This window comes from Corallococcus sp. AB018, assembly GCF_003986945.1.
In the GTDB taxonomy this organism is placed as follows: domain Bacteria; phylum Myxococcota; class Myxococcia; order Myxococcales; family Myxococcaceae; genus Corallococcus; species Corallococcus exiguus.
Genome location: NZ_RAWR01000099.1, coordinates 24,466 through 35,455, shown reverse-complemented (window position 1 = coordinate 35,455; position 10,990 = coordinate 24,466). Strand labels below are relative to the sequence as shown.

11 protein-coding genes are annotated in these 10,990 nt (G+C 67.8%); all 11 read left to right on the top strand.

Translation table 11 applies throughout. The features are described 5' to 3' along the window. Window positions 1–324: type II secretion system protein GspC (gene gspC, locus D7Y11_RS21655; protein ID WP_306770451.1), on the top strand; the 324-nt coding region annotated here is incomplete at its 5' end. A 28-nt stretch (window positions 325–352) separates the two neighbouring features. Beyond that, window positions 353–2,956 carry a type II secretion system secretin GspD gene (gene gspD / locus D7Y11_RS21650; RefSeq protein WP_126934660.1) on the top strand — a complete coding sequence of 868 codons (2,604 nt, stop codon included), beginning with the start codon at window positions 353–355 and terminating at the stop codon, window positions 2,954–2,956. Between the two features lie 5 nt (window positions 2,957–2,961). After that, window positions 2,962–4,788 (top strand): type II secretion system ATPase GspE, encoded by a 1,827-nt coding sequence (gspE, locus tag D7Y11_RS21645; protein WP_121753872.1) that lies wholly within the window; start codon window positions 2,962–2,964, stop codon window positions 4,786–4,788. Between the two features lie 6 nt (window positions 4,789–4,794). Continuing rightward, window positions 4,795–6,051 carry a type II secretion system inner membrane protein GspF gene (gene gspF, locus D7Y11_RS21640; protein ID WP_120577228.1) on the top strand — a complete coding sequence of 419 codons (1,257 nt, stop codon included), beginning with the start codon at window positions 4,795–4,797 and terminating at the stop codon, window positions 6,049–6,051. Window positions 6,052–6,068: 17 nt separating this feature from the next. Continuing rightward, complete coding sequence (locus D7Y11_RS43865) at window positions 6,069–6,209, top strand: hypothetical protein (RefSeq protein WP_167548361.1); 141 nt, start codon at window positions 6,069–6,071, stop codon at window positions 6,207–6,209. A 74-nt stretch (window positions 6,210–6,283) separates the two neighbouring features. After that, complete coding sequence (gene gspG, locus D7Y11_RS21635) at window positions 6,284–6,703, top strand: type II secretion system major pseudopilin GspG (protein ID WP_014398369.1); 420 nt, start codon at window positions 6,284–6,286, stop codon at window positions 6,701–6,703. Between the two features lie 58 nt (window positions 6,704–6,761). Next, window positions 6,762–7,229: a type II secretion system protein GspG gene (locus D7Y11_RS21630; RefSeq protein WP_126934659.1), complete on the top strand. Its 468-nt coding sequence runs from the start codon at window positions 6,762–6,764 to the stop codon at window positions 7,227–7,229. Between the two features lie 8 nt (window positions 7,230–7,237). Further along, the gene (locus D7Y11_RS21625) at window positions 7,238–7,960 is read left to right on the top strand and encodes a Tfp pilus assembly protein FimT/FimU (protein WP_120577230.1); all 723 of its coding nucleotides are present in this window, start codon (window positions 7,238–7,240) and stop codon (window positions 7,958–7,960) included. Further along, entirely contained in the window at window positions 7,957–8,895 is a 939-nt protein-coding gene (locus tag D7Y11_RS21620; RefSeq protein ID WP_120577231.1) for a prepilin-type N-terminal cleavage/methylation domain-containing protein, read from the top strand. Before D7Y11_RS21625 ends, D7Y11_RS21620 begins: the two co-directional genes overlap by 4 nt. After that, complete coding sequence (locus D7Y11_RS21615; RefSeq protein WP_121753874.1) at window positions 8,892–9,566, top strand: type II secretion system protein GspJ; 675 nt, start codon at window positions 8,892–8,894, stop codon at window positions 9,564–9,566. Before D7Y11_RS21620 ends, D7Y11_RS21615 begins: the two co-directional genes overlap by 4 nt. Continuing rightward, a complete protein-coding gene (locus D7Y11_RS21610; protein WP_120577233.1) occupies window positions 9,566–10,990 on the top strand; it encodes a type II secretion system protein GspK in 1,425 nt (474 codons plus the stop codon). Before D7Y11_RS21615 ends, D7Y11_RS21610 begins: the two co-directional genes overlap by 1 nt.

Sequence of the window (10,990 nt, the reverse complement as noted above, 5' to 3'; positions counted from 1 at the left end):
GGTGAGAACGAGTACGAAGTCCCCAAGGCCGAAATCGACAAGACGTTGAGCAACCTCAACGACGTGGCGATGCAGGCGCGCATCGTGCCGGCCTTCAAGGACGGCCAGGCGGTGGGCTTCAAGCTGTTCTCCATCCGCCCGGACAGCATCTATTCGAAGATCGGCGTCCAGAACGGTGACGTCATCCGCCGCATCAACGGCTTCGACATGAACAGCCCCGAGAAGGCGCTGGAGATCTACTCGAAGCTGAAGGACTCCTCCCGTATCGAGATCGAGATCGAGCGCAACGGCGCGCCGATCCGCAAATCCTACAACGTCCGTTAAACACCCCCGTCAAAGCGCCCGCTCCTCCATGAAGACGACGCTCCCGTCCTGGATGCTCTGCCTGTGCCTCGCGCTCTCCGTTCCCGCGTGGGCCCAGCGCCGTCCTACACAGCCCGGTACCCCGCCCCCCGCTCCCGCGGCCCAGGGTGAACGCGACCGGACCATCACCCCGCAGGGCGGTAACAGCGCCGCGCCCGCCGAGAACCAGGGCCCCCGCCAGACGCCCACGTGCGAGCAGGCCCGTCGCAACGCGCGCTACGGCATCTACTTCGACAAGGTGGACATCGAGAAGCTCGTCCAGACCGTGTCGGACGCCACCTGCCGCACGTTCATCCTCCCGGAGAACGTGCGCGGGAAGATCTCCATCATCGGTCCGGAGAACGGCCGCGTGGAGGTGGACGCGGACTCGTTCTACTCCGCGTTCCTCGCCGCGCTCGACGCGAACGGCCTGGCCGTCTACCCGTACGGCCGCTTCCTGAAGATCGTCGACAAGCGCTCGGCGAAGCAGAACCCCATCCCGACCATCGTGGACGAGAACACCCCGTACACGACGAACGAGCAGATGGTCACCAAGCTGTTCAAGATCAAGTACGTGGAGGTGGAGCCGCTGCGCGGCGTCCTCCAGCAGCTCGTGTCCAAGGACGGCGACACCATCCCGTACCCGCCGGACACCATCATCATCAACGACGTGGGCTCCAACATCCACCGCCTGGAGCGCCTGATCAACCAGCTGGACAGCCGCTCCTCCAGCGACGAGATGCGCATCATCCAGGTGCAGTACGCCACCGCGCAGGACGTGGCCAACACCATCCAGAAGCTCTTTGAAGCCAAGGCCGGCGCGGGCGGCCGCGCGGGCCAGCGCCCCGGCAACTTCACGCAAGGCCAGCCGGGCCAGCCTGCTCCCGGTGCGGAAGGCGTCTCCAGCGGCACGGAGTCGGGCGGCGCCGTCACGCTGTCGCAGATCATCCCGGACGAGCGCACCAACAAGCTCATCATCGTGGCCAGCCCCGCCGCCTTCGGCCGCATCCAGGACCTGGTGCGCGAGGTGGACATCCCGTCCGGCAGCGGCAACAAGATCAACGTCTACCCGCTGGAGAACGCCAACTCGGAGGAGCTGGCCAGCACGCTCCAGTCGCTCGCGCAGGGCACCGCCAACCGCCCCCAGCGCGGCCCCATCCCCAACGTGCCGCAGGGCCTGCCGCGCGCGCCCGCCCAGGCCGCGGAGCTGTTCAGCGGCGAGGTGAAGATTTCCGCGGACAAGGGCACCAACTCGCTGGTCATCGTCGCCAGCCAGGGGGACTACAAGAACATCGTCCAGATCATCCAGCAGCTGGATCAGCCGCGCCGCCAGGTGTTCGTGGAGGCGGTGATCATGGAAGTGAACCTGGACCGCAACAGCGAGTTCGGCATCAACTTCCACCAGGGCTTCAGCCTCAAGACGGATGACGGCGCCATCCCCGGCATCCTGGGCACCAACTACTCCGGCGGCGGCGTGCCCCCGTCCTTCTCCCTGGCGAACCTGGCCGGCATGGGCGGCTTCCTCGCCGGCATCCAGGGCCCCGTCCTGCCCGGGCTCAAGAACCTGGGCATCGACATCCCGGCCTTCGGCGTGGTGCTCAACGCCATGCAGCAGTCGTCCGACGTGAACGTGCTGTCCACGCCGCACCTGCTCACCAGCGACAACGAGGAGGCCGAAATCACGGTGGGCCAGAACGTGCCCTTCCAGTCCGGCTTCACCCCGTCCGCGCTGGGCAGCTCGCTCGGCGGCACGGGTACCGGCGCCAACGGCGTGCAGGCCTCGCTCCTGGGTTCGCTGGGCGGCCTGGGGTCGCTGTACGCGCCCATCACGCGCCAGAACGTGGAGCTCAAGCTCACCGTCAAGCCGCAGATCAACGAGAGCGACTTCATCCGCCTCGTCATCACGGAGCAGACGGAAGAGATCGCCTCCACGGACCCCGTCCTCGGCCCCACGACGTCCAAGCGCAGCGCGAAGACGACGGTCATCGCCAAGGACATGGAGACGGTGGTGATTGGCGGCATCATGCAGGACCGCACGCTGGAGTCCGTCTCCAAGGTGCCGGTGCTGGGTGACATCCCCCTGCTGGGCCACCTGTTCCGCGACACCACGCGCCGCAAGACGAAGACGAACCTGCTGCTCTTCCTCACGCCCTACATCATCCGCGGCCAGGACGACTTCCGTCGCATCTTCGAGCGCAAGATGAAGGAGCGGCAGCAGTTCGTGGAGCAGTTCTACGGCCAGGTCCCCGGCTATGACGTCGCGGTGGACTTCAGCCGCAAGCCCGGTCCCCTGTCGCGCATGAACCAGTCCGTCATCAAGGAAGAGCAGCGGGTGGAGAATGGCGGCAGCGGCACGACCAACGAGCGGGTCATCCGCCCGGCTGGCTCCCCGGCTCCCGGCGGCTCTCCGTCCCCCGCGCGGCCGGGCGGGGAAGCGCCTGCTGCGCAGGAAGGTGCCGCACCCGCCCCCGAGGGCGACCAGGCGCCGCGAAATTTCGAGGCGCCTCCGGAGGGTTCGGAGAGATCAGTCCCCGCGCCACAGCCCGAGGTGATCGCGCCCAGCCCGGACGCGGACGCCGAGCGGCTGCGCATCCAGCCGGGAGACGGGGAGTAACAGCCATGGACCTGACCGCCGACACCACCACCTCTCAAGGCTCCACCGCGACGCCCGACGTGTCCGGCGGCCGCAACGACGCCACCCAGGTCGTGGGCCATGGGCTCGCGTACCTCTGTGGCCGGCCCATCGGAGAGATCCTCCGCGCGCTCGTGCCCGCCCTCACCCCGGAGAAGATTCAAGAGGCGCTCGCCACCCAGCAGGAGAAGGGCGGGCGGCTGGGTGAAATCCTGGTGGGCATGAAGGCGGTCAGCGAGGAGGACGTCGCTCGCGCCCTGGGCCACCAGTTGGACCTGCCCTACCTCCAGCGCATCTTCGCGGAGGAGGTGGACGCGGACCTGGTCAAGCGCATCCCCATCAACTTCGCCCGCCAGACGCAGCTGCTCCCGCTCTCCGTGGAGGGCGACGAAGTGGTGCTCGCGGTGGCGGATCCGCTGGACACGACGGCGTTGGACCATGCGCGCCTGCTGCTGGGTCAGGGCATCCAGCCGCGCATCGCGCTCGCCTCCACCATCGTGGACACCATCAACAGCGTGTACGACCGCTCCGTCAACGAGGCGGAAGCGCTCGTGGACGAGATGGAGACCACGGAGGACCTGGACTCGCTGGCGCACGAGCTGGAGGAGCCCAAGGACCTGCTGGACGCGGACGACGAGGCCCCGGTCATCCGGCTGGTGAACTCCGTGCTCTTCCGCGCCGCCAAGGAGCGCGCGAGCGATATCCACATCGAGCCCATGGAGCGCGAGCTCCTGGTGCGCTTCCGCATCGACGGCGTGCTCCAGGAGGTCATCAAGCCGCCCAAGCGCTACCAGAACTCCATCATCGCGCGCGTGAAGGTGATGGGGCAGCTCAACATCGCGGAGAAGCGCCTGCCGCAGGACGGCCGCATCCGCATCAAGCTCGCGGGCCGCGACATCGACATCCGTCTGTCCACCACGCCCACGTCCTTCGGCGAGCGCATCGTCATGCGTCTGCTCGACAAGACGGCGACGCTGCTGGATCTGGCGGAGATCGGCATGAGCCCGCAGGTGCTGGGCAACATGCAGGCCGTCATCAAGCGCTCGCACGGCATCGTCCTGGTGACGGGCCCCACGGGCTCCGGCAAGACGACCACGCTCTACGGCGCGCTCTCCAAGATCAACACCTCCGACCTCAACATCCTCACCGTCGAGGACCCGGTCGAGTACCAGCTCAAGGGCATTGGCCAGATGGCCATCGCCCCGAAGATTGGCCTCACGTTCGCGCAGGGCCTGCGCTCCTTCCTCCGCCAGGACCCCGACGTCATCATGGTCGGTGAAATCCGCGACAAGGAGACGGCGGAGATCGCCATCCAGGCGTCCCTCACGGGCCACCTGGTGCTCTCCACGGTGCACACCAATGACGCGGCCGGCGCCGTGACGCGACTCGTGGACATGGGCGTGCAGCCCTTCCTCGTGGCGTCGTCGCTCACCGGCATCCTCGCCCAGCGCCTCGTGCGCCGCGTGTGCCCGGACTGCCGGCAGGCCTACACGCCCACGGACGAGGACCTGAAGGAGCTGGGCTTCACGCTCGCCAGCTTCAAGGCGAAGTTCAACACGGACCGCATCTACCGCGCGACGGGTTGCCCCTCCTGCAACCGCAACGGCTACCGCGGCCGCTCCGGCATCTACGAGTTCCTCTTCGTGGACGACGACGTGCGCCAGCTGGTGCTCAAGAACGTGGACGCGTCCACCATCAAGAAGTCCGCCCTGGCCAAGGGCATGACGACGCTGCTGGATGACGGCGTGCGGAAGATCGCCCTGGGCGAGACGACCATCGCCGAAGTGCTGAGCATCACGCAGGAGGACATCTAGTCCGCCATGCCCGTCTTCGAATACAGAGGCCTCGACTCCCACGGCAAGCAGAAGAAGGGCTTGCTGGAGGCGGACTCACCCAAGACGCTGCGCTCCAAGCTGCGCGCCGACGGCATCTTCCTGACCGACGTGCTCGGGCAGGCGGAGGGAAGCCGCGCGGGCGTGTCCAAGGGCGCCAACGCGTCGCTCGTGGCGCGCGACGTGGACCTGCGCAAGCTGGCCAGCGGCCGGGTCAGCACCGAGGACGTCGCCATCCTCACCCGCCAGCTCGCGACCCTGCTGGGCGCGGGCGTCACCATCGTGGACTCGCTCAACGCGCTGGTGGACCAGGCGGAGAAGGAGCGCCTCAAGCGCGCCCTCTCCGACATCAAGCAGCGCGTGAACGAAGGCTCGTCCCTGGCCGACGCGTTCAGCCAGCACCCGAAAATCTTCCCCAGCATCTACATCAACATGGTGCGCGCGGGTGAGGCCTCCGGCGCGCTGGACACCGTGCTGCTGCGCCTGGCGGACTTCACGGAGAACCAGGCCAAGCTGCAGCAGAAGATCCTCGGCACCATGCTCTACCCCGCCATCATGATGCTGGTGGGCGGCGGCATCCTGGTGCTGCTGATGGTGTTCGTCGTCCCGAAGGTCACGAAGATCTTCGAGACGATGAAGGCCACCCTGCCCCTGAACACGCGCATCCTCATCGCCGCGTCCAACTTCATGCAGGCGTGGTGGTTCCTGGTGATTCCGGCCATGGTGGCGGGCTTCATCTTCTTCATGCGCTGGACGAAGAGCCCCAAGGGCAAGCCCAAGTGGGACCGCTTCACGCTCAAGGCGCCCATCTTCGGCAGCCTGGTGCGCCTGCTGGCCATCTCCCGCTTCGCGCGCACGCTGTCCACGCTGCTCAAGAGCGGCGTGCCCATGCTGGCCGCGCTGGACATCGTCAAGGCGGTGATGACGAACTCGGTGCTGGCGGACGCGGTGGAGAACGCCCGCGAGTCCATCCGCGAGGGCGAAAGCATCGCCACGCCCCTCAAGCGGTCCGGCCAGTTCCCGCCGCTCGTGTACCACATGGTCGCCATCGGTGAGAAATCAGGGCAGCTGGAGGACATGCTGCTGTCGGTGGCGGACTCCTATGAGACGCAGGTGAACGTGCGCATCGGCGCGCTCACCAGCCTCCTGGAGCCCATGCTCATCGTGGTGATGGGCGTGATGATTGCATTCGTAGCGCTCTCCATCCTGATGCCGATTCTGCAGGTGAACACGGCCATCCATTAGGTGGAGGGAGCCTCGCGATGAACGACACGCTCGACCGGTGGATCCAGCGCGCCACGCTGACGGGGCTCCTGGCCCTGGCCGCCACGCTGGCGACGGTGGGGGCCACCCTCTACGTCCACCGCGACCCGCCCGCCGCCTCCAGCGCGGGCACGCCCTGAATCAACGCCTCTGACATCCCGACACACCCATTGCGCGGTGGCTTGCCAGAAAGTCACCCGAAGGTGAGGACGACATGACGACGACGAACGCGAAGAAGCAGCAGCGCCGCAAGAACCGCGGCATGACCCTCATCGAGATCATGGTGGTCATCACCATCCTCGGGCTCATCGCGGCGGCGGTGGGCGTGGCCGTCATCCCGAAGCTGGAAGAGGCCAAGCAGGACACCGCGAAGCTGGACATCCGCAACATCCAGAGCGCGATGAAGCTCTACTACACGAAGAAGGGCTCCTACCCGGACACCGCCACGGGCCTCAAGGCGCTGGTGGACACCAACAACCTGGAGCGCATGCCGCTGGACCCCTGGGGCCGCGAGTACGTGTACATGAACGAGGGCGGCAAGCCGGTCATCACCAGCTACGGCGCCGACGGCAACCCGGGCGGCGAGGGCTCCGACGCCGACATCTCCTCCAAGGACCAGAACGCCCGGCAGTAACGGGCGTTTTCCTGAAGCAAAGCCGCGCCTCCCGCGTGTTGTCGTAGGAATGCCCGTGATGACTCCCGAGCACACTTCCTCCCCGACGTCCGCGCGCGAGGCGCGAGCCGTTTCCAGCGGTCAGGCCCGCGCCCGCTCGCAGCGCGTGGGCCGCCTGCTGCTGCTGGGCGTCTTCGCTCTCGCCACCCTGCTCGCGTTCGCGCTGGTGTGGGTCACCGAGGACAACTCGCTCACGCCCACCCAGCGCCAGGCGCGCGAGCAGATCCGCCGGCTGGAGGGCTTCTTCAAGGCCTACCACCGGCTGATGGGCTCCTTCCCCACGCAGGCGGAAGGCTTCGCGCCGCTCATCGCCTCCAAGGTGCTGGACAGCACGCCACTCGACCCGTGGGGCCACCCGTACGTCTACCGCATGGAGGGCAAGTCGGGCGCCGTGCTGTCGCTGGGCTCGGACGGCAAGCCCGGCGGCACGGGCGACGCCGCGGACCTCTTCAGCGGCGGCATCGTGGCACAGGAGGTGCAGCCTTGAAGCCGGCCATGTCCCCTGCTCCCGCCCGCCGCCGTCGCGCCCCGCGCGGCCTCACGCTGATTGAGATTTCCATCGCGCTGGCCATCGCGGCGGTGATGTTCGCCGCGGTGACCCTTGGCATTGGCGCCATCACCGGCGCGAAGGCGAAGGGCAGCGCCACGGAGCTCGCGGGCGTCATCCGCTCGCTCTACGACTCGGCGGCGCTCAGCGGCAAGACGTGCCGGCTGGTGTTCGAAATCCCCGACCCGAAGCGTGAAGAGGCCACGCGCTACCACGCCGAATGCGCCGCGGGCGGCGTCACCACCTCGCGCGACCGGGACTCGGCGCTCCGCGACGAAGCGCGCGACCGCGAGCGCGCCCGGAAGGCCGGCAACAACGGCGGGGACTCGCGCAAGAACTACACGCGCTCGGAGGGCTCGCAGCCGTCCGCGCAGGAGCTGATGGACGAGGAGAAGAACCGCATCGAGTCCCAGTCCACCTTCTCCGCGTACACCGCGGAGGAGATCTCCCCCAAGCAGCTTCCGGCGGGCGTGGCGGTGTCGGTGTGGACGCGGCAGCAGCGCGAGCCGGTGGAGAGCGGCGTGGCCTATCTCTACTTCTTCCCGCAGGGCTACACGGAGAAGGCCATGGTCTTCCTGCGCCAGGGTGACAACGCCTGGACGCTGGACGTGTCACCCCTGACGGGCAAGGTGTTCATCGCATCCGAGGCCCTGGAGGTGCCCCGCTCATGACGACCCCAACGCGAAGGCACGGGGGCTTCACCCTGCTGGAGACGATGGTGGCCATGGCCATCCTCAGCGTCGCGCTGATGGCCATCTTCGACCTCAACTCCGGGGCGGTGGCGAACCACGTCTACACCAAGCGGCTCACCGTGGCGGCGCTCCTGTCCCGCTCGAAGATGACGGACCTGGAGCAGAAGCTCTACGACGACGGCTTCGAACAGGACGACGACGAGCAGTCCGGCGACTTCTCCGACGAGGGCTGGCCCCAGTTCAAGTGGCGCGCCCGCATCATCGCGCCCAAGACGGACGGCGTGACGCCGGACCAGCTCATCGGCGCCATCTTCAACCTGCCCATGGGCGGCGGCGACTCCGGCGACCCGCTGGGCGGCCTGGCCAGCCTCTTCGGTGGCGGCGGCGGTGACAGCAAGGGCGGCACGCCTCCTGGCGGAACCACCGGCGCCAGCCCCCTGGGCGCGTCCGCCATGAGCATGGCGCAGCCCATGTTCACGCAGATGGTGGACCAGCTCACCAAGTCCGTCCGCGAGGTGCACCTCACCGTGTACTGGAAGGAAGGCACCCAGGTGGAGAGCGTGGACGTGGTGACGCACGTCGTGTCCCTGGGGCCCGGCGGAGATCGCAACGGCGGCTTCACGCCCAACGCGGGCAGCACGGCGGGCGCGGAGAACCAGTGGGTGAACCCGCGCACGGGACAGCTGGTGGACAACCCCATCCCCGGCCCCAACGGGCAGATGCTGGACCCGAACACGCGCGAGCCACTGGTCAACCGGGCGGAACAGCTCAAGCAGCTCAACGGCAGCATGGGCGGCCAGCAGGGCGGCACCGGAAACACCGGCATCAACCCGCGCGCGCCGGGCGGCATCTTCGGCGGCCGGGGTGGCATGCCGAACCTGCCGAGCCTGCCTCGCGGAGGGAGCATCCGATGAAGCGGCGCATGCGTGGCTTCACCCTCATGGAGGTCATGGTCGCGGTGGGCATCACCGCCCTCATGGGCACCGTCGTCGCCATGGCCTTCCAGACGGGCATCAACGCCAAGGAGGTCGTGGAGGGCGAGGCGGAGCGCTACCGCATGGTGCGCGTGTCGCTCAACCGCATGGCGCGGGAGATTGGCTCCGCGTTCGTGAGCGACCGCTACGACGCACGCCGCTTCCGCGACCAGAACGACCGGCCCACCAACTTCATTGGCGAGCGCGAAAAGCTGACCTTCACGACGTTCGCGCACCAGCGCCTGTACACGGACGTGAAGGAGTCCGACCAGGCGGTGGTGGAGTACTTCGTGGAGAACTCCTCCGAGCGCGGCGCCCGGCAGCGGCAGGACCTGAAGCGGCGGGTGGACCCCAACGTGGGGGACCGCATGGACCGGGGCGGCGCCACGGACGTCCTCTTCGAGGGCGTCAAGGGCGTGGAGTTCGCCTACTGGGATTCCGACAAGAAGGAGTGGGACGACGAATGGGATACGCGGCGCACGGAGCGAAAGGACATCCTGCCCACGCGCGTGCGCATCACCGTCATCGCCCTGGATGAGTCGGGCAAGGAGGCGCGCTACACCACGCAGACGCGCATCGTGCTCAACACAACCCTGGAGAGGTTCAACTGATGGCCTTCCCCTACTTCCAGCAGGCGTCCCGCCGGCGCGGCAAGGCGCGGACGGCCCTCTCCCAGGCGGCGCCGCGTTCGCCCGCGGAGCGCAAGCACCGGCGCTCGCGCGGTGTGGCGCTCATCATCGCGCTCGTGTCCATCACCCTGCTCACGGTGGTGGCCACGGAGTTCGCCTACAACAGCCGCGTGGACCTGCAGCTCGCCGCCAACCAGCGGGACGAAGTGCGCGCCTACTACATGGCCCGCTCCGGCCTGTCGCTGGGGCGGCTCTTGCTGCGCTTCCAGAAGCAGGTGGACCAGACGCCCATCCCCAACCCCGCGAGCATCCTGGGCGCACTCACGGGCGGCGGCGCCAACGGCGCGGGCGGCGCCAACGCGTTCCAGCCGCAGTCGCTCAACCTCCAGCTCTGGAAGCTGGCGCGGGTGGACTGCCACATGCTCAAGGGCCTGGTGAAGAGCGACGGCGCGGAGGACGCGAGCGGCCGCCCCATTGAGACGGAGCCCCTGCAGGCGGACTCCAACTTCCAGATGGAGGGCGAGGACGGGGAGAACGCGGGCGCGGCCACGCAGATGGCGGCGCAGATGCAGCGCAGGTCCTTCGGCGGCTTCGAGGGCTGCTTCCTCGCGACCATCAGCGACGAAGAGGAGAAGCTCAACGTCACGCGCCTCAACGCCACCGGCGGCGCGGAGATGCAGGCCACCGCCGCGCGCCTGCTGGACATGTTCTCCGACAAGCGCTTCGAGTTCCTCTGGCAGCAGGACGACGCCAACCACGTGCGCTCCACGCCCATGGACACCGTCATCGCGCTGAAGGACTGGGCGGACGACGACACCACCCAGTCCACCCTCAACGTCCGTGACACCAACACCCCCTTCGTCAACGGCTTCGCGGACGAGGGTTCTCCGTACAGCCGCTACGAACCGCGCTATGACGTCAAGAACGCGCGCTTCGACAGCCTGGACGAGCTGTACCGCGTGCATGGCGTCAACGACCGCTTCATGGCGGCCTTCCGCGACCGGCTCACGGTGTACCCGAACGTCAACTCCAAGCCGAACATCAACACCGACGACCCCATCATGCTGGGGCTGGCCATCATGTCCGCCGCGGACCCCAACCACCCGGACCCGCGCCTGACGGACCCGGTGTTCCTCAACGAGCTCATCAGCCGCATCCGCGCCGCGCGCATGTTCAACTTCTTCGGCATGTCGGTGTCGGACTTCCTGGGCGTGGTGGAGCAGGCGGGCATCGCGGTCAACCCGCTCATCAAGGGCAACGTCCAGGGGAACCGCTACCTGAGCGACAAGAGCAAGACGTTCACCATCAAGTCCGTGGGAGAAGCGGGCAGCGTCCAGAAGACGCTCACCGCCGTCATCCGCCTGGACGACGGGCTGGGCAAGCTCGTGTATTACAGAGAGGAATAG

Coding starts and splice junctions, on each gene's coding strand:
- gspD (WP_126934660.1), top strand. CDS start 353: ATGAAGACGACGCTCCCGTCCTGGATGCTCTGCCTGTGCCTCGCGCTC.
- gspE (WP_121753872.1), top strand. CDS start 2,962: ATGGACCTGACCGCCGACACCACCACCTCTCAAGGCTCCACCGCGACG.
- gspF (WP_120577228.1), top strand. CDS start 4,795: ATGCCCGTCTTCGAATACAGAGGCCTCGACTCCCACGGCAAGCAGAAG.
- D7Y11_RS43865 (WP_167548361.1), top strand. CDS start 6,069: ATGAACGACACGCTCGACCGGTGGATCCAGCGCGCCACGCTGACGGGG.
- gspG (WP_014398369.1), top strand. CDS start 6,284: ATGACGACGACGAACGCGAAGAAGCAGCAGCGCCGCAAGAACCGCGGC.
- D7Y11_RS21630 (WP_126934659.1), top strand. CDS start 6,762: ATGACTCCCGAGCACACTTCCTCCCCGACGTCCGCGCGCGAGGCGCGA.
- D7Y11_RS21625 (WP_120577230.1), top strand. CDS start 7,238: ATGTCCCCTGCTCCCGCCCGCCGCCGTCGCGCCCCGCGCGGCCTCACG.
- D7Y11_RS21620 (WP_120577231.1), top strand. CDS start 7,957: ATGACGACCCCAACGCGAAGGCACGGGGGCTTCACCCTGCTGGAGACG.
- D7Y11_RS21615 (WP_121753874.1), top strand. CDS start 8,892: ATGAAGCGGCGCATGCGTGGCTTCACCCTCATGGAGGTCATGGTCGCG.
- D7Y11_RS21610 (WP_120577233.1), top strand. CDS start 9,566: ATGGCCTTCCCCTACTTCCAGCAGGCGTCCCGCCGGCGCGGCAAGGCG.